The 21,357-nt window shown below is 72.2% G+C and carries 16 protein-coding genes; 6 read left to right on the forward strand and 10 right to left on the reverse strand.

From position 1 onward, the window contains the following. Positions 1–27: 27 nt before the first annotated feature. The 5 genes from ABZ642_RS00630 to ABZ642_RS00650 all read right to left on the reverse strand — a co-directional run bounded on the left by ABZ642_RS00630 (position 28) and on the right by ABZ642_RS00650 (position 4,784). On the reverse strand, positions 28–1,236 hold the full coding sequence (locus ABZ642_RS00630; protein WP_360474772.1) for a ferritin-like domain-containing protein: 1,209 nt from the start codon (positions 1,234–1,236) through the stop codon (positions 28–30). Then, complete coding sequence (locus tag ABZ642_RS00635; protein ID WP_360474775.1) at positions 1,233–2,087, reverse strand: phosphate/phosphite/phosphonate ABC transporter substrate-binding protein; 855 nt, start codon at positions 2,085–2,087, stop codon at positions 1,233–1,235. Before ABZ642_RS00635 ends, ABZ642_RS00630 begins: the two co-directional genes overlap by 4 nt. Then, entirely contained in the window at positions 2,087–3,241 is a 1,155-nt protein-coding gene (locus ABZ642_RS00640; protein WP_360474777.1) for an acyl-CoA dehydrogenase family protein, read from the reverse strand. The genes ABZ642_RS00635 and ABZ642_RS00640 overlap by 1 nt, the downstream gene beginning before the upstream one ends. A 419-nt stretch (positions 3,242–3,660) precedes the next feature. Beyond that, positions 3,661–4,473 carry a class I SAM-dependent methyltransferase gene (locus ABZ642_RS00645; RefSeq protein ID WP_360474780.1) on the reverse strand — a complete coding sequence of 271 codons (813 nt, stop codon included), beginning with the start codon at positions 4,471–4,473 and terminating at the stop codon, positions 3,661–3,663. A gap of 5 nt (positions 4,474–4,478) precedes the next feature. Next, a complete protein-coding gene (locus tag ABZ642_RS00650; protein ID WP_360474783.1) occupies positions 4,479–4,784 on the reverse strand; it encodes a 4a-hydroxytetrahydrobiopterin dehydratase in 306 nt (101 codons plus the stop codon). Between the two features lie 357 nt (positions 4,785–5,141). On the opposite strand from ABZ642_RS00650, the gene ABZ642_RS00655 reads away from it, so the two are divergent. From ABZ642_RS00655 to narJ, 6 genes are all read left to right on the forward strand, one after another. Continuing rightward, positions 5,142–5,972, forward strand: a complete 831-nt coding sequence (locus ABZ642_RS00655) for a helix-turn-helix transcriptional regulator (RefSeq protein WP_360474785.1) — start codon at positions 5,142–5,144, stop codon at positions 5,970–5,972. Positions 5,973–6,058: 86 nt separating this feature from the next. After that, positions 6,059–6,922, forward strand: coding sequence for a helix-turn-helix transcriptional regulator (locus ABZ642_RS00660; RefSeq protein ID WP_360474788.1), 864 nt, complete (start codon positions 6,059–6,061; stop codon positions 6,920–6,922). Positions 6,923–6,934: 12 nt separating this feature from the next. Continuing rightward, the gene (locus tag ABZ642_RS00665) at positions 6,935–7,750 is read left to right on the forward strand and encodes an SAM-dependent methyltransferase (protein WP_360474791.1); all 816 of its coding nucleotides are present in this window, start codon (positions 6,935–6,937) and stop codon (positions 7,748–7,750) included. A gap of 151 nt (positions 7,751–7,901) precedes the next feature. Further along, entirely contained in the window at positions 7,902–11,594 is a 3,693-nt protein-coding gene (locus ABZ642_RS00670) for a nitrate reductase subunit alpha (protein WP_360474794.1), read from the forward strand. Beyond that, a complete protein-coding gene (narH, locus tag ABZ642_RS00675) occupies positions 11,594–13,198 on the forward strand; it encodes a nitrate reductase subunit beta (protein ID WP_360474797.1) in 1,605 nt (534 codons plus the stop codon). The genes ABZ642_RS00670 and narH overlap by 1 nt, the downstream gene beginning before the upstream one ends. Next, on the forward strand, positions 13,198–13,698 hold the full coding sequence (gene narJ / locus ABZ642_RS00680) for a nitrate reductase molybdenum cofactor assembly chaperone (RefSeq protein ID WP_360474801.1): 501 nt from the start codon (positions 13,198–13,200) through the stop codon (positions 13,696–13,698). Before narH ends, narJ begins: the two co-directional genes overlap by 1 nt. A gap of 70 nt (positions 13,699–13,768) precedes the next feature. On the opposite strand, the gene dnaK is transcribed toward narJ, so the two are convergent. From dnaK to ABZ642_RS00705, 5 genes are all read right to left on the reverse strand, one after another. Next, positions 13,769–15,616 carry a molecular chaperone DnaK gene (gene dnaK, locus ABZ642_RS00685; protein ID WP_360474804.1) on the reverse strand — a complete coding sequence of 616 codons (1,848 nt, stop codon included), beginning with the start codon at positions 15,614–15,616 and terminating at the stop codon, positions 13,769–13,771. Between the two features lie 134 nt (positions 15,617–15,750). After that, positions 15,751–16,176, reverse strand: coding sequence for an OsmC family peroxiredoxin (locus tag ABZ642_RS00690; protein WP_360474807.1), 426 nt, complete (start codon positions 16,174–16,176; stop codon positions 15,751–15,753). 69 nt (positions 16,177–16,245) lie between these two features. After that, the gene (locus ABZ642_RS00695; protein ID WP_360474811.1) at positions 16,246–18,057 is read right to left on the reverse strand and encodes a hypothetical protein; all 1,812 of its coding nucleotides are present in this window, start codon (positions 18,055–18,057) and stop codon (positions 16,246–16,248) included. Then, on the reverse strand, positions 18,054–19,115 hold the full coding sequence (locus ABZ642_RS00700; RefSeq protein WP_360474814.1) for a MoxR family ATPase: 1,062 nt from the start codon (positions 19,113–19,115) through the stop codon (positions 18,054–18,056). Before ABZ642_RS00700 ends, ABZ642_RS00695 begins: the two co-directional genes overlap by 4 nt. 184 nt (positions 19,116–19,299) lie before the next feature. Next, positions 19,300–21,300 carry an alkaline phosphatase family protein gene (locus ABZ642_RS00705; protein WP_360476034.1) on the reverse strand — a complete coding sequence of 667 codons (2,001 nt, stop codon included), beginning with the start codon at positions 21,298–21,300 and terminating at the stop codon, positions 19,300–19,302. Positions 21,301–21,357 lie beyond the last annotated feature (57 nt).

The following is a 21,357-nucleotide window of genomic DNA, read 5'->3' on the forward strand; positions in this document are numbered from 1 at the left end:
CTGATGTAGGCGCGCCGCCCCGGAGCGTCACATGAAGTTGCGGGTGTGCAGTGCGGACAGGGCCGCCGCCTCGTCGTCGGGGAACCCCAGGCGGGCCAGGCGGTGGCGGCGCCCTTCGTCCATCTCCTTCTGCAGGTGCCGCACCGCCTGCCAGCCGCGGGCGATGTCCCGCGGCGCCCAGGAGCCGGCGGCGAGCAGCACCAGGGAGTCGAAGACGTCCTCGTTGAGTCCCGCGGTGCCGGTCAGCGCGTCGTGCCGGCGCTCCACCGCGGCACGCAGCCGGCCGTGCAGCAGCGGGTCGACCGTGGCCCGGTGTTCCAGATGCCCGACGCCGAACGCCACGTGCCGTGCCTCGTCCTGGCGGACCAGATGGCTGATGCGGCGGGTGACCGGGTCGGGGGCGTGCCGCTCCAGGAAGGACAGGAGGTTGAGGAAGCTGCCCTCCCCGAGCACGGACAGCAGGAAGGACGCGATGGAGAAGTCCGGTTCGGTCAGCAGGGTCGCCAGGGACGCCCGGCCGCCCACCGAGGAGGTGCCCATCTCGCCGCCGCGCAGCAGCGCCCGCCGGGTGAAGACCTCCACGTGCCTGGCCTCGTCGGCCGCCTGCACCGCGAGCAGCTGGAGCACCTCGCGGAAGTGCGGATGGACCTGGACCAGCAGCCGCCCCGGCACCACCAGGGCGGCCTGCTCGTTCTCCACCAGGTAGGTCATCACCTGGACGACGGCGGTCTCGATCTCGTCGGGCAGGGTGAAGGCCTCGTCCCACTCCACCGCGCGGTAGGGGTCCCACTGCGAGGTGACCGCCTGCCGGTACAGACGGGGCGCGAGATCGGTCCACGCGACGTCCCTGTCGACGACGGCGAAGGGCACGTCCGGTCCGCCCGCCTCCACCAGCGCGCCGCGCGCGGCCAGGCCCCAGTGCAGGGACGCCCGGTCCGCGATCCCCCCGGCCGACACGCCACCGGCGCGTTCCGCCCCGTGCAGGCGGGCGCCCGCGACGGGCCCCGCCCGCACCCGCGCGACCACCGGCGCTTCCGACGGGTCCGCGGCCTCCAGCTCGTGCCCCTCATGGCGGCACCAGACGGCCAGATGGGGCAGCAGCGCCGGGTCCGTCCCGAGCACCTCGACCGGGGTTCCGGGCGGTGCCTGCCGCAGTGCGCGGCTCAGCAGCAGCCGCGCGCCCTGCTCGAAGCCGAGCGTGCCGAGGTCGGCCGAGACCGCGCCGGCGGCTGTCACGGCCGGTAGTCGGCCGCGGTGATCCGGCCGCTCGCGTCGTAGAAGCCGGTGGCGTCGACGGCCGCGATCAGCTGGCCGAAACCGGTCTCCCGGCCGGGCAGCCACCGGGTGAGCCCTTCCAGGTCCAGGAGCCGGCGCACCTCGGGATCGCTGTACGACATGGAGAGCAGCAGCGCCGTGAACCGGTCGCCGAGCTCCTTGTCCAGGGACGGCCCGGCCGCCAGTACGCAGTGGTCGTAGGGATCGGTGCGCGACAGCAGCCGGGTGCCACCGGGCGGCAGGGTGCCCTCCTGCCCGAACAGCAGGTGGCCGGCGTCGATCATGCAGGCGGCGTCCGCCTCCCCCGCCATCAGCGCGCGGGCCGCGTCCCGTTCGCCGCCGATGTGGTCGCCGTGCAGGCCCACCCCGGTGTCATGGCGGCGTACCTCGAAGTCGGTGCCCGCGACCAGGCCGAGATCGGCCAGGTGGTGCAGGGGGATCAGGGTCGACTGGGGCGAGTCGACCGCGCCGACGGCAACCGTCCGGCCTTTCAGATCGGCCGTCGAGCGGATCTCGCCGTCCGCCCGGACCACCACCACGGAGGTCAGGTCGCGGTCGGTGTCCCGCATCACGAGCGGCGTCACCTCCGCGCCCGCCGCGGCGGCCAGCCTGCGGGTGCGCAGCCAGGCCAGCGGCGAGTGCCAGGCCGCGTCGATCCGCCCGTCGACCAGGTCCTGTGCCTGCCGCTCGTAGTGGGCGTAGAGCACGAAGTCGAAGGGCAGACCCTGTGCGAGAAGCCAGGACCGGAAGCCGGACCAGATGGTCACGACCTTCGGGTCGTAGGCGACGGCGCCGAGGACCAGCTCCGGCATCAGGCCTCCTCGAAGAGCGGCAGGCCCAGCTCCACGCGGCCGCAGAAGTCGTGCAGCGCCTCGGTGGTGGGTGCCATCACACGGGCCGCGAGGGCGTCCCGGAACCGTCGCTCCACGCCCGTCTCACGGCGGAAGGCGGCGCCGCCGCACAGGCGCATCGCGCCGTCCGCCACCTCGGCGGCGGTCTCCGCGGCGAGGGCCTTGATCTGCAGGACCCGCAGCGTCGCCTCGGGTCGTCCGCTCTCCGTCGCGGTGAGCGTCTCCTCCAGCAGGGCGCGCAGCGCGTCGGCCCGCAGTCGCAGCCCCGCGAACTGGTTGCGGGTCATCGGCTGTTGGGCCAGCGTCTGGTCCAGGTGCGCCAGGCGGGTGTTGCGAAGGTGCGCGGCGGTGAGGCCGAGCAGTGCTTCGGTCACGCCGAGCGAGAAGGCCGCGCTCAGCACGAGGAAGTGCGGCAGCACCACTTCGAGAGCGGTGCTCAGTCCCTCCCCGTCGGCGCCCAGCAGCGCGGACCGGGGCACGGCGACGGCCGTCGCCGACACGGGGCTGGACGCGTTGCCGCGCAGGCCGAACCCGTCGTAGTCGCCCTGTACTTCGAGTCCGGCGCTGCCTGCGGGGACCAGCCACAGCGACATCGGGCCGTCCGCCCGCAGCGGCCTGCTGGACCAGACGTAGCTGTCGGCCTCGCCGGCCGAGGTGATCCAGGACTTCTGCGCGTCCAGGCGCACCGCGTCGGCGCCCTGGGGCTCGGCGGTGCTCACCGGGGCCCAGAAGTGGCTGCGGGAGCCGCGCTCGGAGAACGCCAGAGTGGTCAGATGGCGGCCGGCGGCGATCTCGCGCCGGACGTCCTCGGGGGCGTGCCGGTCGAGGACGGTGACGGCCGAGTAGTGCATGAGCAGCACCATGGCCGTCGACCCGCAGGCACCTGCGAGCCGTTCGATCACCTGGGCGGCCTCGCGCAGCCCCGCGCCCGCACCGCCGTTCTCCCGCGCGCTGAGCAGCCCGAGCAGCCCGGCCTCGCCCAGCGCCCGGATCCCCTCCCGCGGGAAGCGGCCGGTCCGGTCCACGTCGTCGGCGAGCGGCCCGACGATGTCACGGATCAACGCGTCGAACGCGTCGGATCGGAGGTTCGGGGATTCGGTCATGATCGTCTGCACGATTTCGCACCTTGATGTGGAGTGGTTACCGAATGTCCAATTGGTCGGGTCAGTCAAGCATTCCGTCCGGCGCACATGACGGAGCGCGCGCCGAGTCACCGACCGCGACCGGTGCGACGCGGCGACACGCAAGTCGACGAGATCGACATGCCGCAGGTGCGGGCGAAGGCGCCGCCCTGCGGCTCTTCGACCGGGAGACCGGCCAGTGGTCGCCGAACCGGGCGGCGAGCCGGAGCGGGCAGCTGTTCCCGCCGGTCGTCGGGCGGTTCGACGGGGACCGCGGGGAGTTGTACGGCGACGACACGCTCCCCCGCGGGGCCGGTTCGTGTGGTCGGAGGTCTTCCCCGCCGGCGCGCGCTGGGAGCAGGCGTTCTCGGTGGACGGTGAGGAGACCGGGGTGACCAACTGGACGATGGACTTCAGCCGTCCGCCGGCTTCGATGAACTTCGGCCGTCCACAGGCTTCGACGGACTTCGGCTGTCCGCCGGTTTCCGGAACGCCCGGACGCCGAAACGGGGGTCGGGACGGCGGCGGTCCTGGTCGGGCAGGGCCGCCAGTCGCGCGGCGAACTCCTCGACGCGGGGGTCGTCGGGCCGTAGCACCGTGAACCAGCCGCGCCGCAGGTCGGCGATGGTGGAGCGAGGGGTGCGGCCCTGGCCGTGACCGCGGAAGGCCGCCTGTCCGGCGGGAGACAGCCCGCTGTCCACGGCGTACGCCGTGACGACGGCGGCCGCGTCCGAGGCCGGGCGGCGCGGGCGCGGTGCGAGGACCGCGTCGATGTCGCTGCCGACGTCGTGCGCGGCGGCCTTGTCCACGGTGGTCACGTACACCCCGCCGGGCCGCAGCACCCGTGCGCACTCGGCGACGACGGCGCGGACCTCGGCGGTGTCCGCTATGAGGTGGAGCAGCCAGAGGGTGGTCACGGCGTCGAACGTCGCGTCGGGGAAGGGGAGTCGGCGGCTGTCGGCCAGCAGGACCGAACCCGGCAGCCGGGCCGCCGCCAGCCGCGCCATGCCGGGTGCACGGTCCGCCCCGGTCACCTGGAGCGCGGGGCGGGCGGCGGCGAGGCGGCGGGTGACGATGCCGGTGCCGCAGGCGAGGTCGAGGAGCCGGGCGGGGCGGTCCGGGGGGTCGGGTATCAGGCCGAGGACGGCGTCGGCGGCCGCCTCGGCGCGCGCTTCGCCGCCGCGCGTCGCGTCGTAGGCCCCGGCTTCCTTGTCGTAGTCGAGCACATGGCTCAGTGTGCGCCGTGGCCTGGGGCGATGTCCTCCACCCTGCGGGCGAGTTCGACGTCCAGGCCGGTGACGGCGCCGCCCACGCTGTGGGTGTTCACGGTGAGGGTGACCGTGTGATAGCCGAGGGTGAGGTCGGAGTGGTGGTCGAGCTCGTCCTGGATCCGGGCGATGTGCACGACGAGTGCGGCGGCGGCGAAGTGCGAGTCGAGACGGTAGACGCGGGCGAGCCGGTCGCCGTCCAGCGACCAGCCCGGCAACTCGGCCAGCCGGTCCTCGATCTCCTGCTGCGCCAGCGGTTCGACGGCCATGGTGCGGCTTCCTTCCCTGGGGTGCCCGGAGGCGTACGTGGGTTCAGCCTGCCACGACCGGGCCTGGAGGGCGCGTACGCGCGGCGCTGCGCGTCGCCGCGTGACCGGCCCCTCGACGCGGGCTGCCGACTCGCCCAGCGACCCGCACGCACCACCGACCCGACTCGCCCCAGCGACCCGCACACACCACCGACCCGACTCGACCCAGCGACCCGCACACACCACCGACTCGACCCAGCGACCGCACCCACCACCAACCCGACTCGCCCCAACCCCCCGCACCCCCCACCAACCCGACTGCCCCCGCACACACCTCGGCCACGGTCGCCCACGCCCTCCTCGACTACCGTCGTCTGCATGACCACTGTCGCGTCCGGCGCCGCTGCCTCCCCGCCCGCCCCCGACGGGAAGGGCGTCGGCCCGCTGCTGCGCGCGTGGCGGGAGCGGCGGCGGGTCAGCCAGCTGGAACTGGCACTGCGCGCCGAGTCGAGCGCCCGGCACATCAGCTTCGTCGAGACCGGCCGGTCGCGGCCCAGCGAGGAGATGGTGCTGCGGCTCGCCGAGCACCTGGACGTGCCGGTCCGGGAGCGCAACGCCCTGCTGCTGGCGGCCGGTTACGCCCCGCACTACCCGGAGACCCCGCTGGACGACCCCGCCCTGGACGCGCTGCGTGACGGCATGGAGCGGCTGATCCAGGGCTACGAGCCGTACCCCGCGCTGGTGGTGGACGCCACGTACACGGTGGTCGCCGCCAACCGGGGCATCGCGATGCTGCTGGAGGGCGTGCCGGAGTCGTTGCTCGCGCCCGCGCCGAACGCGATGCGGCTGACCCTGCACCCGGAGGGACTGGCGCCGCGCATCCGCAATCTGCGCGAGTGGCGCGGGCATCTGCTGCAGCAGATGGAACGGCAGATCGCGCTGCACCGCTCGGACGCGCTGCGGGAGTTGTACGAGGAGGTCGCCGGCTATCCGGCGCCGGCGGGCGTGGACGACGGTCGACCCGCCGAGCCGGTGGCCTGGTTCGCGCTGCCGATGCGGATCGAGCACGAGGGTCGGGTGCTGTCGTTCGTGTCGTCGATCTCGACGTTCAACACACCGATGGATGTGACGGTCGCCGAACTGGCCGTCGAGACGTTCCTGCCGGCCGACCCGGCGACCGCCAAGTACCTCCACTCGCTGGCAAGTTGATGTAAGAGGTTGCCTCGACCAGGTGTGCGACGCGGCATCGCGTGACACACTGCTCCCCGTACTTGTGCGCGTAGGGGAGGCGTGGCGTGAGTGAGCGGCGTGCTGCGCCCACCGTAGGTCAGGTCGTGCTCGGCAAGCGGTTGCAGGAACTGCGGGAGGCCTCGGGCCTCGGCCGGGACGAGGCGGCGCGGGTGTTGCGGGTGGCCCAGGCGACCGTGCGGCGGATGGAGATGGCCGAGGTCGCGCTGAAGATCCCGTACGTCCAGGTGCTGCTGGAGACGTACGGGGTGCCCGAGGAGGAGCACGCCGCGTTCGTGCGGCTGGCCGAGGAGGCCAACCAGCCGGGCTGGTGGCAGCGGTTCCACGACGTGCTGCCGGACTGGTTCAGCCTGTACGTGAGCCTGGAGGGCGCGGCCCGGGTCATCCGCTCCTACGAACCGCACTTCCTGCCCGGCCTGTTGCAGACCGAGGCTTATGCGCGGGCCGTGCTGGAGGCCGGGACGATAGGCCACAGCGACCCCGCGGCCGTGGAGCGGCATGTGTCGCTGCGCCTGACCCGGCAACGGCTGCTGGAGCAGGACGATCCGCCCCACCTGTGGGTGATCATGGACGAGACGGTGCTGCGGCGCCCGGTCAGCGCCGACTGCGAGATGATGCGCGAGCAGGTCGACAAGCTTCTCGCCTTCGTCGAACGGGACCGGATCACGCTCCAGATCGCCGAGTTCGCGAGCGGCCCGCACCCGGGGACGTACGCGCCGTTCACGCTGTTCCGGTTCGCCGAGCCCGAACTGCCCGACATGGTCTTCACCGAGTACCTGACCGGCGCCCTGTACCTGGACTCCCGGGACGAGGTCGGCGCCCATCTGGAGGTGCTGGACCACATGACGGCCCGGGCCGCCTCGGCGCAGCGGACCGAGGAGCTGCTGCGGGAGTACCGTGACAACCTCTGAGGAGCAGAGACCGTGACCGCATCCGAGCCCGCACCCACCGCCGTCGACACCGGCCGGCCGCATCCGGCGCGGGTGTACGACTGGTGGCTGGGCGGCAAGGACAACTACCCGGTGGACGAGGAACTCGCCCGGCGGATCCTCGCCGTGGACGGCACGGTGCTGCGCGGGGCGCGTGCCAACCGCCGGTTCATGCAGCGGGCCGTGCGCGTCGTCGCCGAGTCCGGGACCCGCCAGTTCCTGGACATCGGCACCGGCATCCCCACGGAACCGAATCTGCACCAGGTGGCCCAGGGCGTCGCACCGGAGTCGAGGGTGGTGTACGCGGACAACGACCCGATCGTGCTGCGGCACGCGGAGGCCCTGCTGCGCGGCACGCCCGAGGGCAGCACCGCCTACGTCCACGCCGACGTCCGCGATCCCGGCACCCTGCTGGCCCACGCCGCCGAGACCCTGGACTTCGCGGAGCCGATCGCCCTGTCGCTGGTGGCCCTGACCCACTACCTCGACGACGACCCGGACGGCGACGACGTCCACGGCCTGCTGAAGACCTATGTCGACGCGCTGGCCCCGGGCAGCCATCTGATCCTGTCCCAGGTCACCCCGGATCTCAGCCCCGAGGCCGTCGCGCAGGCGGCCGACCACTTCCGGCGCAGCGGGACGCCGTTCCATCCGCGTCCGCTGACCGGCTTCCACCGCTTCTTCGACGGCCTGGAGCTGCTCGGCCCCGGAGTGATCCCGGTCTCCGGCTGGCGCCCGGACCCCGAGGACGTGGCACTCCAGCAGGAGGGCATCGTGCCGGTGTACGGAGCTGTCGCCCGCAAGGCCTGACCCGTTCGGGTGTCCCGACCGGCGACACGTCCGGATGTCCTGGACAGCCGACCCCGTACGGCTCGGCCGGTGACCCGTTCGGATCGTCTGGACAGGTGCCATCCCGTGCCCGCCCCTAGCGTCGAAGCGAAGGGTGAGCAAGGGAGCGCAGGTGACCGACACGCAGACACCTCCCAGGGAGCCCGGAGCGGCGCTGCTCGGTGCCGCCCGGTTCTTCCGCTCCGGCACGCCCGCGCCCGATCCGCACAGCGTGGCCCTGCCCGGCGGCCGGGAGGCGGACGCCTTCCACCGGGACCGCTGGAGCCACGACAGGGTGGTGCGCTCCACGCACGGCGTGAACTGCACCGGCTCCTGCCGCTGGAAGGTGTACGTCAAGGACGGGATCATCACCTGGGAGACCCAGGAGACGGACTATCCGTCGGCCGGCCCCGACCGCCCCGAGTACGGGCCCTGCGGCTGCCCGCGCGGCGCCGCGTTCTCCTGGTACACGTACTCGCCGACCCGGGTGCGGTATCCGTATGTCCGGGGCGTGCTGCTGGAGATGTACCGGGAGGCGAAGAGCCGGCTGCGGGATCCGGTGGCCGCCTGGGCGGACATCCAGAACGACCCGGAGCGGCGCCGCCGTTACCAGCGCGCACGCGGCAAGGGTGGTCAGGTACGGGCCACTTGGGACGAGGCGGTGGAGATCGTCGCCGCCGCCCAGGTGCACACCATCGCGGCCCACGGCCCGGACCGGATCGCCGGCTTCTCCCCCGTTCCGGCGATGTCGATGGTGTCCCACGCGGCCGGCGCCCGCTACCACTCCCTCATCGGCGCCCCGATGCTGTCGTTCCACGACGGGTACGCCGACCTCCCGGTGGCCTCGCCGCAGGTCTTCGGCGACCAGACGGACGTCCCGGAGTCGGGCGACTGGTGGGACGCGGCCTATCTGATGATGTGGGGCTCGAACATCCCGATGGCCCGCACCCCGGACGCCCACCGGATGGCGGAGGCCCGGTATCGGGGCCAGAAGGTGGTGGTGGTCGCCCCGGACGACGCAGACAACGCGGACAACGCCAAGTTCGCCGACGAGTGGCTGCACCCGCACCCGGGGACGGACGGTGCCCTGGCCCTCGCGATGGGCCACGTCGTCCTGAAGGAGTTCTTCGTCGACCGGGAGACCCCGCTCTTCACCGACTACGTAAGGAAGTTCACCGACCTGCCGTTCCTGGTCACGCTCACCGAACGGGACGGCGCGTACGTGCCCGGCAAGTTCCTGCGCGCCACCGACATCGGGCAGCAGGCCGAGGGCGCGGAGTGGAAGACGGTCGTCCTGGACGCGGCGTCCGGCCGCGCGGTCGTCCCGAACGGCTCCCTGGGCTTCCGCTGGACCGACACCGGCAAGGGCCGCTGGAACCTCGAACTCGGTGACATCGAACCGCGGTTGAGCCTGTACGACACGGAGGTCGCGAGCCCGGTCGAGGTGCTGCTCCCACGCTTCGACACGGACGGCGGCGAGCACGGGCAGGGTCGCGGGGAGGTACTGCGGCGCGGGGTGCCGGCGACCCGGCTGGGCGGCGCGGACGGCCCGCTCGTGACGACGGTGTTCGACCTGCTGGTGGCGCAGTACGGGGTGTGGCGGCACGGTCTGCCCGGTGCCTGGCCCGCGAGCTACGCGGACGCGGGTACCCCGGGCACCCCCGCCTGGCAGGAGCGGCACACCTCGGTCCCGGCCGCCAGGTGCATCAAGATCGCCCGGGAGTTCGCGCAGACCGCGGAACGCTCCAAGGGCCGCTGCATGATCGTGACGGGCGCCGGCACCAACCACTGGTTCCACTCCGAGACCATCTACCGCACCTTCCTGGCCCTGCTCCAGCTCACCGGCTGCCAGGGCCGCAACGGCGGCGGCTGGGCGCACTACGGCGGCCGGGAGAAGTGCCTCCCAGTCACCGGCTGGGCCTGTCTGGCCTCCGCCGACGACTGGTCCCGGCCGCCGCGCCAGATGATCGGCACGGCCTACTGGTTCCTCAACACCGACCAGTGGCGTTACGACCGTTTCGGCGCCGACGTGCTGGCCTCGCCGCTCGGCGAGGGCAGGTTCGCCGGGATGACCGGCGCGGACTGCCTGGCGCTGTCGGCCCGCGCGGGCTGGATGCCGTCGTACCCGACCTTCGACCGCAACCCCCTCGAACTGGGCGGTGTGTTCGGTGACCCGGTGGCCAAGGCGGTGGCGGAACTCCGGTCGGGGACCTTGAAGTTCGCGTGCGAGGACCCCGACGCCCCGGAGAACTGGCCGCGGGTTCTCACCCTTTGGCGGGCGAACCTGCTGGACTCGTCGGCGAAGGGTGCCGAGTACTTCACCAAGCACCTGCTGGGCACGCACTCCTCGCCGCGCGCCGAGGAGGCGGCCCCGGGCGAACGGCCCCGTGACGTGACCTGGCGGGAGGAGGCGCCCGAGGGGAAGCTGGACCTGCTGCTCTCACTGGACTTCCGGCAGACCTCGTCCACCCTGCTGTCCGACGTCGTGCTGCCGGCCGCCACCTGGTACGAGAAGCACGACCTGTCGTCCACCGACACGCACCCCTGTGTGCACTCCTTCACCCCGGCCGTGGACCCGCCCTGGCAGGCGCGCACCGACTTCGACACCTTCAAGGCACTGGCGGAGCGGCTGAGCGAGCTGGCCGTGGACCGTCTCGGGGTGCGCAGGGACCTGGTGGCCGTTCCCCTCCAGCACGACACCCCCGGCGAGACCGCCCAGCCGGGCGGGGTGGTGCGGGACTGGAAGCGCGGGGAGTGCGAGCCGGTGCCCGGGCGGACCATGCCGAACCTGGTCGTGGTCGAACGGGACTACACGGCGGTCGGCGCCAAGTTCGCGACACTTGGCCCCCTGGTGGAGCAAGTGGGCCTGTCCGCCAAAGGCATCGCCCTCAGGCCGGACCAGGAGGTGGAGGAGCTGCGGAGGTCGAACGGCACCGGTTACCAGGGCCGCCCCTCCCTCGACACGGCGGTCAAGGCGGCGAACGCCATCCTGGCGCTGTCCGGCACCACCAACGGCCGGCTCGCCATCCAGGGTTTCCGCACCCTGGAGCAGCGCACCGGGCAGGAGATGGCCCACCTGGCAGCCGAGCACGAGGGCAGGCGGGTCACCTACGCCGACACCCGGGCGGCGCCGGTCCCGGTGATCACCTCTCCGGAGTGGTCGGGCAGCGGGTCCGGCGGCCGCCGCTACACCGCGTTCACCCTCAACACCCAGCATCTCAGGCCCTGGCACACGCTCACCGGCCGCCAGCACTTCTTCCTCGACCACGACTGGATCCACGAACTGGGCGAGGCGCTCCCGGTCTACCGGCCACCGCTGGACATGAACCGGCTCCTCGGCGAGCCGCGCCTCGGCCCGGACGGGCAGCGGGAGATGACGGTCCGTCACCTCACCGCGCACGACAAGTGGTCGATCCACTCCGAGTACCAGGACGACCTGTTCATGCTCGCGCTCTCCCGGGGCGGCCAGAACATCTGGCTGTCCCCGCAGGACGCGGAGGCGATCGGGGTGCAGGACAACGAGTGGGTCGAGGCGGTCAACCGCAACGGCGTGGTCGCGGCCCGTGCGGTCGTCTCGCACCGGATGCCGCCCGGCACGGTCCACCTGCCCCACGCGCGGGAACGCACGGTCGCCGTCCCGAGCACCGAGACCACCGGCAGGCGCGGCGGCATCCACGACACGCTCACCCGGCTGATCCTCAAGCCGTCCCATCTGATCGGCGGTTACGCGCAGCTCTCGTGGGCCTTCGACCACCTGGGCCCGACCGGCAGCCGGCGCGACGAGGTGACGGTGATCCGCCGCCGCGGCCAGGAGGTCGAGCACTGATGCGCCCCATGGCCCAGATCGCGATGGTCATGAACCTCGACAAGTGCATCGGCTGCCACACCTGCTCGGTCACCTGCAAGCAGGCGTGGACCGACCGGCGGGGCATGGAGCACGTCTGGTTCAACAACGTCGAGACCCGGCCCGGCCAGGGCTATCCGCGCCGTTACGAGGACCAGGAGACCTGGCGGGGCGGCTGGGAGCTGAACCGGCGGGGCGCGCTGAAGCTCAAGGCGGGCGGCCGGCTGCACAGGCTCGCCGGGATCTTCTCCGACCCCAGGCTCCCGGAGATCAAGGACTACTACGAGCCCTGGACGTACGACTACCAGAACCCCACCGACGCCCCGCTCGGCGACGACCACCCGGTCGCCCGTCCGGTCTCCCGGCTCGACGGCAAGCCGATGAAGACCGAGTGGTCGTCGAACCGGGACGACGACCTGGCCGGCGCCCCCGCCCACGGCGACCTGGACCCGCTGGTCGAGCGCGCCCGCCGACAAGCCTCGGACAAGGTCAGGTTCGAGTTCGAGCAGGCGTTCAAGTTCTATCTGCCGCGCATCTGCGAGCACTGCCTCAACCCGTCCTGCGTGGCCTCCTGCCCGTCGGGCGCGATGTACAAGCGGGCCGAGGACGGCATCGTGCTGGTCGACCAGGACCGGTGCCGGGGCCGGCAGATGTGCGTGACGGGATGCCCGTACAAGAAGGTCTACTTCAACCACGCCACCGGCAAGGCCGAGAAGTGCACCCTGTGCTCTCCGCGCCTGGAGCTGGGGCAGCCGACGGTCTGCTCGGAGACCTGCGTGGGCCGGCTGCGCTATCTCGGGGTGATCCTCTACGACGCCGACCGGGTGACCGCGGCGGCCGAGACCAAGGACGAGAAGGCGCTGTACGAGGCCCAGTTGGGCGTCTTCCTCGATCCGGAGGATCCGGCGGTGCGGCGCGCCTGCGAGGAGGCGGGCATCCCGTACGACTGGCTGGAGGCGGCCCGCCGATCCCCCGTGTACCGGCTGATCCACACCTACCGGGTGGCGCTGCCCCTGCATCCGGAGTACCGCACCATGCCGATGGTCTGGTACATCCCGCCGCTGTCCCCCGTCGTGGACGCCCTGTCCGAGACGGGCCACGACGGCGAGGACGCCCAGAACCTCTTCGCCGCGATCGACACCCTGCGCATCCCCCTCGCCTACCTGGCCGAGCTGTTCGCGGCGGGCGACACCGCACCGGTGCGGGCGTCCCTGGAGAAGCTGGCCGCGATGCGCTCCCATATGCGGGCGCTCAACCTCGACGAGGAGCCGGACGCGGGGATCGCCGCCGCGGTGGGGATGACCGCGGCGGAGATCGAGGCGATGTACCGGCTGCTGGCGATCGCCGAGTACGAGGACCGGTATGTGATCCCGACCGCGGCGGTCGGCGACGCCCGCCGGCTGGAGGAGTCCGCGCTCCCGGAAGGGTGCAGCCTCGACTACGACGGCGGCCCCGGCATGGGCGGCGACGGGCCCTTCGGCCAGGACCCGGGCCGAAAACTGCTCCCCCTGGTGTCGGTGGAGAACTTCCACCTGCTGCGCGAACGGCAGACCGCCGACACCCCGGACGAGGCGAAGGAGACCTGATGTCCACGGACGCGGTGTTCTACCAGGCGGCGGCGCTCTGCCTCACCTACCCGGACGACGACTTCGTCGCCCGGCTGCCGCTGCTGCGCGAAGCGGCCCCGCAACTGCGGGAGTTCACCGACCATGCCGCGGTGACCCCACCGCAGGAGCTGGCTGCGCACTATGTGCAGGTCTTCGACTTCAAGGACCGGCACAGTCTCTATCTCAGTTGGTGGCACGACGGCGACACCCGCCGCCGGGGCATGTCCCTGGTCCGCTTCAAGGAGGTCTACCAGGCGTACGGGATGGAGTTCACCGGCGAGGAGCTGCCGGACTTCCTGCCCGCCGTCCTGGAGTTCACGGCGCGCACCGGCAACACGGACCTGCTCACCGAACACCGTGACTGTCTGGAGCAACTGCGGCGGCGACTCAACGACTTCGGCACGCCGTACGCGTGCGTGCTGGAGGCGGTCTGCGCGGCCCTGCCGACACGCCGGGGCTGGGAGATCACCCGCCGCTGACTCCGAGCCGTCGCTCGGCCTTTTCCCGCCGCGACGGGGACCGGCCACGACGGCGGATTTTGGCGGTGCCTCACCCAGCCGTACCCCTCTCGTCGTCCACGATCTCCGCGTCCACCACTCCTTCTTCGTCCGCCGCGGGCGGCCGCTGTTCCTCGGCCGGACCGCCGGAGGCGCCCGCGTACATGGCCTGCCCCATGCGCTGGCTGACGGTCGCCAGGTTGTCCACGCCCTGGCGCAGCTCCGTGGTGTCGGCGTCGCGGTCCAGCAGGGCCCTGAGTTCGGTGATCGCCGACCGCACGTCGGTCTTCGTGTCGGCCGGCACGCGGTCCTCGTTCTCGCGTATGAACTTCTCGGTCTGGTAGACGAGTTGCTCGGCCTGGTTGCGGGTCTCGGCGGCCTCGCGGCGTTTGCGGTCCTCCTCGGCGTACTGCTCGGCCTCCCGCATCATGCGGTCTATGTCGTCCTTGGGGAGGGCGGAGCCGCCGGTCACGGTCATCTTCTGCTCGCGGCCGGTCGCCAGGTCCTTCGCCGAGACGTGCATGATCCCGTTGGCGTCGATGTCGAAGGCGACCTCGATCTGCGGGACGCCACGCGGGGCCGGCGGCAGACCGGTGAGGTCGAAGACGCCGAGCTTCTTGTTGTAGGCCGCGATCTCCCGTTCGCCCTGGTAGACCTGGATGCCCACCGAGGGCTGGTTGTCGGCGGCGGTCGTGAAGATCTCCGAACGCCGGGTCGGGATCGTGGTGTTGCGCTCGATCAGCTTCGTCATGATGCCGCCCTTGGTCTCGATGCCCAGGGACAGCGGGGTGACGTCCAGCAGCAGGACGTCCTTGACGTCACCGCGGATCACGCCCGCCTGGAGGGCGGCGCCGACCGCCACCACCTCGTCCGGGTTGACGCCCTTGTGCGGGTCCTTGCCGGTGAGCTCCTTGACCAGGTCGGTGACGGCGGGCATCCGGGTCGAGCCGCCGACCAGGATCACATGGTCGATCGCGGACAGTTCCACGCCCGCGTCCTTGACGGCCTGGTGGAACGGCTTCCTGCAGCGGTCCAGCAGGTCCGCCGTCAGCTCCTGGAACTGGGCCCGCGTCAGCTTCTCCTCCAGGTGCAGCGGGCCCTCGGCGGAGGCCGTGATGTACGGCAGGTTGACCGAGGTCTCCGTGGACGAGGACAGCTCCACCTTCGCCTTCTCGGCGCCCTCGCGCAGCCGTTGCAGCGCCATCCTGTCGTTGCCGAGATCGATGCCGTACTGCCCCTTGAAGCGTTTGACCAGGTGCTCGACGACCCGCTGGTCCCAGTCGTCGCCGCCGAGACGCGTGTCGCCGTTGGTGGCCTTGACCTCGATCACGCCGTCGCCGATCTCAAGGAGGGAGACGTCGAAGGTGCCGCCGCCGAGGTCGAAGACGAGGACCGTCTGCTCCTCGCCCCGGTCGAGGCCGTAGGCGAGGGCGGCGGCGGTCGGCTCGTTGATGATCCGCAGCACCTTCAGGCCGGCGATCTCCCCGGCCTCCTTGGTGGCCTGCCGCTGCGAGTCGTCGAAGTACGCGGGTACGGTGATCACCGCGTCGGTGACGTCCTCGCCGAGGTACGCCTCGGTGTCCCGCTTGAGCTTCTGCAGCACCCGCGCCGACAGCTCCTGGGCCCGGTACCGCGTGCCGTCCACGCTCCCGCTCTGCGGGAACCGCCAGGCGCCGTCGCCCATGTGCCGCTTCACCGAGCGCGCGGTGCGGTCCACGTTGGTCACCGCCTGCCGCTTGGCGACCTCGCCGACCAGCACGTCCCCGTTCTTCGCGAAGGCCACCACCGACGGGGTGGTGCGCGCCCCCTCGGCGTTGGCGACGACGGTGGGCTCACCGCCCTCCAGGACGGCCACCACCGAGTTCGTCGTACCGAGGTCGATCCCGACCGCACGTGCCATGTCCGTCCCCTTCCGCCCGGCCACTTCCCCGACTCCAGCACAAAACTTGAGCGGGCCGTTGTCAATGCCGGGTGCGCCGGGAACGACGATGCCGCGCCCGTGACAGGGGCGCGGCATCCGAAGGGGTACGACGGTCAGGCGAGCTTCGCGTCCAGGGTGATGGTGGTGCCGGCCAGGGCCTGGCTGACCGGACAGTTCTTCTTGGCGTCCTCGGCGGCGGCGGCGAAGCCGGCCTCGTCCAGGCCGGGCACCGTGCCCTCGACGGTCAGGTGGATCCCGGTGATGCCCTCACCCGGCTGGAACTTGACGTCGGCGGTCGTCACCAGCCTGGTGGGCGGGGTGCCGGCCCCGGCCAGGGCGTGCGAGAGGGCCATGGAGAAGCAGCTGGAGTGGGCGCCGGCGATCAGCTCCTCCGGGCTGGTCTTGCCGTTCGCCTCCTGGGAACGCGAGGCCCACGTGACCGGCTGCTGGCCGATACCGGAGGAGTCGAAGTCGATGACACCGTTGCCCTCGAGGAGGTTGCCTTCCCAAACGGTGTGTGCGGTGCGCGTGGTGGCCACGGTTGTTCCTTTCGGCGTACGAAGGCGAATGAACCGGTTTCGCTGCCTCCCATCCGATCACATCCGGGCTCACCGCACGCGGAAGACCGGCCCACGGGGAGTGAACGGCAGGCGACGGCCGTCGGGGACGAGGTACGCGTGCTCGCGCCGCACCCGCAGCACGTCGCACCAGCCGTCGGTGATCACCAGGACCGGTGCGTTCGGCGGGAAGTCGTCCGCGCGGTGCAACAGGTCGATCCCGGGCTGGAGGACGGTACCGCCGCGGCCGTGCACCCGGACCCGCCCGGCGATCTCGGTCGTCGGCAGGTACCCGGCGTCGTGCGGGGCGGCGTCGCAGAACACCACCCGGGCCGCCGGTACGTCACGGGCCTCGGCGTAGGAGGCGATCGCACCGAGGGCCTTGCCGAGCAGGGTGCGATCCATGGAGCCGGAGGTGTCCAGGACCACGCCGAAGGTGCAGCGGGCGACCTCCTCCGGCGGGAAGTAGCGGCCGGCGCGCGGGATGTCCGGGGTGGACGACTGCCGACGGGAAGGCCGGGCGTACGACCGTACGGCTTCCGGTCGGGGCACGAACTCGTCGAACCAGCGGGCCAGTTGGGCATCCCAGGGCAGCGGTGGATGACTGAGGGCGCGGATCTCCTCGACCAGGCCGCCGGGCAGGAACCCGCGGTCCTGCGTCTGGTGCAGGTCGAGTCCCTGGCCGAGGCCCCGGCGGTAGAACTCGTCGAGGTCGACACTGACGCCGGGGGGCCCGAGCGGCGCGCCCAGCACATCGCCGCGCCCCTTGCCGCGCAGGGTGGCCAGGCGCCGCATCCGGCGCAGGTCGACGGCGATCCGGTCGTACACCTCCTCCGCCGAAAGGTCCTTCAACTCCGGGTCGTGCAAGAGCCCTTCGGGCATGGTGCCGACGCGCATCTCGACCAGCCAGCCGTTGATGACGTAGTCGCAGGCGACGTTGAAGAGGTAGGGGTCGCGGCCGCCGAGGCGGTCGCCGTGACGCAGGGCGGCGTGCAGCATCTCGTGGGCGAGGACGAACCGCCACTCCTCGTCGTCCAGGGTGCGCAGCGGGTTGACGTAGATCTCGCCGGCCTCGGGGTTGACGGCGGCGATCGCGATGTCATGGGCGCGGGCCAGCTCCGCGTCGGCGACCAGTTTGATGCCGGCCGCGATACCGCCGAGCAGCGGATAGGAGGAGACGAACCAGCTCAGCGCCTGTTCCCAGGGGCGCAGCGGGGTCGGCGGCCCGGTCATGGAGGTGCGGCGGCCGCCGGCCAGGTCCATCGCCCGGGACATGGTCCGGGTCAGCGCGTGGGCGAACGCGACCTGCCAGTCGGGGATCTGGCCGGCCCACTTGTCCCAGGACAGGAGGAGCTGGTCGGGTTCACCGCCGCTGGTGCCGCCGTGCTCGTAGGCGGCCGGGACACTGCCGACGCGGCGCCAGCCGGCGGCCAGCCGGTCCTCGTCACCCTCCGGATAGGACGCGGGCAGGTGGTCCGGTGCCTCACCGACCGGGAAGGTCCCCAGGAAGCGGTTGACGACGGTGCAGCGGGCGGCGAGGTCGTACCGGTCGGGCTCGGTCCGCGGCCCGGTGGCGGCGGGCAGGTGACCGAAGCCGAGATGGATGGTGCAGTGGGCCAACGCCCAGGCCCACTCGGCCGGTTCGGCACGGCGGGTGGCGTGCGCGTGCAGGACGCCGTTGGAGTCGGCCCGTACCAGCCCTTCATGGGGCGCCAGTTCGCACTTCTCGTGCCGGCAGAGAGTGAACTCGACGGCCCGCAGGGCCGGGTTGGCGCGCAGCAGCTCGACCCCGGCCGCGAAGTTCTCCGCGGCCGGATCCTTCTTCTGTACCTTCTTCTGGTCCTTGCGGCCGCTGGGGCTCATCGTCGGGCCTCCACCAGCCGGGGCATGTCCCGGGCGGCCTCGATCAGGAACCAGGAGGGCAGCACGGGGTTGCCGTCGGCGTCGGAGGCGATGACGGTCTGGGCGACCTCGACGGAGATCTCGGCGAGCTGCACGAGCAGCGACTTGGCGCGGTACGCGGTCTGCCGGCCGTTCGCCGACATGTGCTCCTTTGCGGCGGGCAGCTCCTTGACCAGCCGCCCCCGGAACGACTCGGCGAGGTAGTACAGCAGGTCCCGGTCCTCGATCCGGTGCGGCCAGCCGGCGTCGCCCCTCAGGATCGCCTCGATCCCGAACCGGCTGCGCACGATCTTGACGTATCCGCCGAACGCGGTGGCGTGGGCCGGGGTGAGCGTGCCGTGCGCGAGAACCTTCAGGGTCTCCTCGTCGAGGTCGCGCCCGAAGGAGTGCAGGGCGTCGGAGAGCATGTGCCAGGAACGCGGGGTGGAGAACGGCTCCTCGGTCTTCGGCGGCCTGGACCACAGATGGTCGGGCCGGTCGGTGAGGTGGTCCAGGATCCACGGGTGGATGCCGTTGTCCGCGGCCCAGGCGAGCCAGTCGTGGGCCGAGGCCTCCAGGTGGACGTGGGCCAGCCGGTTGACGAGCGCGGAGGCGATGGGCCGGGCGAGGGCGTTGTCGGTGGCCCGGTTGCCGGCGCCGATGACGATCGACCCCTTCGGCAGCTCGTAGCTGCCGATCCGGCGGTCGAGGATCAGCGAGTAGAACGCCTTCTGCACATCCGGGGTGGCCGCGTTCAGCTCGTCGAGGAAGAGACAGTACGGCTCGTCCCGGGCGATCACCTCGGGCGGGCAGAACACCGACCGCCCGTCACGGATCTGCGGGACGCCGATCAGGTCCTCGGGCGCGAGCTGCGTACCGAGCAGACTCACGCAGTCGAGCCCCAGCGACTCGGCGAACGCCCGCACCAGCGAGGACTTCCCGATCCCGGGCGCCCCCCAGATGAACACGGGCCGCACGGTGGCGAGGCCGAGGAGAAGCTCGGGGAGACGGGAGGGCGTGACAGTGACGGCAGCCTGCAAGAAGCAGCTCCTTGGGGGATGTTCGAGAGGTTCGCGACTCGAACAGTGTGAGCCGGGGCCGAGAGGAACGCAGCCGATTTATCCGGGGCCGAGCGGTAGCGCCCCGTCAGGGGCGCGGGGCTGTGTCAATGTGCGGCTCCGCCGCGCGGGCGCGACCAGCCCCCACCGGCCCGCGCGGAACGAACTACGCCGCCGTCTCCTCGCCGGCGGGCAACGGCACCTGCGGCCCGTCCGCCTCCCGAAGCCACCGCCGCAGCACCCCGTGCACGGCCTCGGCCCCCACCAGCGTCTCCCCCTGCGCCACCGGCGCCGAGACGCAGACCGGCGACAACAGGAACGGCCTCCCCTGCGCGCCCCCCAGCCCCCCGTGCGACCCGATCTGCTCCTCGAACGCGAGGACGTCGCCGCCCTCCGGGTCGTACGACGAGTTCACCATGATGTCGGCGGTGTGCGGAAAGGAGTGCGTGCGCCGGACGGCGTCCGCCGCGCCCGCCCCGAAGACGGCCAGCGGCCCCGGATGCCCGTCGAGCCGGTCCAGCGGTATCTCCGCGCCGTACGCCCCGAGCACCACCCCGCCGTGTTCCTCGCTGCGCACCAGCAGGAACCCGATGCCGGGGTGGTTGGCGAGAGTGGTGAGCAGCGCCGGGTACCGGGCGTCGATCTCCTCCTTGGTCATGCGGTGCGGCACGTCCGGGAAGGAGACCAGCCCGAGGTTGCCGGAGGCGAGCACGACCGGTTCCGAGTGCCGGGTGGGCCGGTGCTTGTCGCCGCCCTCCTCGACCGGCCTGCGCAGGGCCGCGCGGACGGCGGCCCGGGCCTCGGTGCCGCTGTGCGTTCGCTCGGCGCGGCGCGGCACGGGCAGCCCGCAGCCGGCCCGGACCAGGTCGCCGAGGGTGAGGCCGTACCGGGAGTGGAAGGTCTCGCCGGGGCTCTGCCCGTGGTCGGAGAGGACGACGATCCGGTACTGCCGTGGAGCGTGCTCGGCGACCTTCCCGATCAGCGCGAGGGCCCGGTCCAGGCGTTGCAGCACCTTCTCGGCGTCGCGGCTGTGCGGCCCCGAGTGGTGGGCGACCTCGTCGTAGGCGACGAGGTCGGCGTAGACGGCGGTGCGGCCGGCGAGCAGGTCGCCCATGACCGCGGCGACGACGACGTCCCGTTCGACGACGGTGGCGAAGGCGCGCACGAAGGGATAGAGGCCGCCGCGCCCCACGCGGGGCCGCTGCTTGCGCATCCGGGCCGCCGTCGACTGGCCGAGCTCGCGGCCGACCTCGGCGACGAAGGAGAGCGCGGTGCGGACGGCGTTGGCCGGGTCGGAGAAGTAGGCGAAGTAGCCGGCGCGGGAACGGTTCTCCCGGCCTCGGCGCCGGGTGGCTATGGACAGCACGAGCGCCTGTTCGTCGGCGCCGCCGCTGAAGAGGTTGCCGCGGCTGGCGCCGTCCAGGGTGAGCAGTCCCCCGTCGGCGGTGCGCTCGACGGCACGGCGCTGGAGTTCGGCGGCGCTGGTCGGCCGGTTGCAGACCATCACCTCCCGGGTGTCCTTCTCGTACCAGCGGAAGGCCGGGACGTCGAAGGTGGAGCCGTGCAGGATGCCCAGCTGGCTGGCGCCGGTCTGGCTGGACCAGTCGGTGCGCCAGGGGGTGAGCCGGTGGGTGTCGTCCAGCCAGGCGGCGACCGTCGGCATCAGTCCCTTGGCGACGGCGGCGGTGAGCACGTCGTGGCCGACGCCGTCGAGCTGGAGGAAGACGGTGCCGGGGGTGGCCGGGCAGGGCGGCCTAGAACCGCGGCGGCGGGTGGCCAGGCGGGAGAGCCGGCGCCGGTAGGCGTCGTCGTCACGGACGGCGAGGGCACCGCCGGTGGCGGAGGCGACGGCGGACATCACGGCGGCCACGATCACGGCGGTCTCCGGGGCGGCCTCGCTCTGTCCCGAGGGGTTGATGCGCAGGGCGACGAGGAGGAGGGAGCCGTTGAGGAAGAAGACCAGCAGGCCGAGGACGAGGGCGGGCACCAGCAGCAGCAGTCGTACCAGAAGGGGCCACACGACGGCCGACAGCACACCGAAGGCACCGGCACCGAGTGCCGCGGTCACCGCGACACGGGTGGCGCTGTCACCGTCGGCGGACTGGAGCTGGAAGTCGGGCAGGATCCCGGCGAGGACCAGCATGGTCACGGTGGACACCGCCCACACCACGACGCTCCGCCCGATCTGACTGACGACCCGCCGCCACCGCACGCCCCACCGACC

The sequence above is a fragment of the Streptomyces sp. NPDC007157 genome (assembly GCF_040634235.1).
Classification (GTDB): domain Bacteria; phylum Actinomycetota; class Actinomycetes; order Streptomycetales; family Streptomycetaceae; genus Streptomyces.

What these genes read in the sequence shown, in the direction of transcription:
- ABZ642_RS00635 (WP_360474775.1), bottom strand. Translation starts at nt 2,087, where the DNA reads ATGCCGGAGCTGGTCCTCGGCGCCGTCGCCTACGACCCGAAGGTCGTG.
- narH (WP_360474797.1), top strand. Translation starts at nt 11,594, where the DNA reads ATGCGCCCCATGGCCCAGATCGCGATGGTCATGAACCTCGACAAGTGC.
- dnaK (WP_360474804.1), bottom strand. Translation starts at nt 15,616, where the DNA reads ATGGCACGTGCGGTCGGGATCGACCTCGGTACGACGAACTCGGTGGTG.
- ABZ642_RS00655 (WP_360474785.1), top strand. Translation starts at nt 5,142, where the DNA reads ATGACCACTGTCGCGTCCGGCGCCGCTGCCTCCCCGCCCGCCCCCGAC.
- narJ (WP_360474801.1), top strand. Translation starts at nt 13,198, where the DNA reads ATGTCCACGGACGCGGTGTTCTACCAGGCGGCGGCGCTCTGCCTCACC.
- ABZ642_RS00650 (WP_360474783.1), bottom strand. Translation starts at nt 4,784, where the DNA reads ATGGCCGTCGAACCGCTGGCGCAGCAGGAGATCGAGGACCGGCTGGCC.
- ABZ642_RS00695 (WP_360474811.1), bottom strand. Translation starts at nt 18,057, where the DNA reads ATGAGCCCCAGCGGCCGCAAGGACCAGAAGAAGGTACAGAAGAAGGAT.